Genomic DNA, 308 nt, shown 5'->3' on the forward strand with positions numbered 1-308 from the left:
CGAGGTCGACCACGACACCCGACTTCACGCCTTGCGACTTCTGGTGGCCGATGCCGATCACCTGGATGCGGTGCGAGCGCCCGCGCAGCAGCTTGCCGTCCTCGTTCGGCTTGAGCTTCGCCACCACGCAGCAAACCTTGCTGGAGCCGACATCGAGCACCGTGAGCGTGCCCGACCGGCGCGAAGAAGCATCGGCACTGCCGCCAAGCCAGTTCATATCTTTGCCCCCGCCTTGCGCTTGGCCAGGTTCTTCGGCTTGTCGCTGAGCGCGGCTTCGCGCTGCGTCGCCGCTTCCGGCGAAAGCTCTA

Annotated in this window: 1 pseudogene; it reads right to left on the minus strand. The window is 65.9% G+C overall.

The annotated features are described in order from the left end of the window. Window positions 1–217: pseudogene (locus tag EN807_RS34180) on the minus strand (cell division protein FtsA); the annotation flags it as partial. Window positions 218–308 lie beyond the last annotated feature (91 nt).

The sequence above is a fragment of the Mesorhizobium sp. M5C.F.Ca.ET.164.01.1.1 genome, from assembly GCF_004792125.1.
GTDB lineage: Bacteria > Pseudomonadota > Alphaproteobacteria > Rhizobiales > Rhizobiaceae > Mesorhizobium > Mesorhizobium wenxiniae.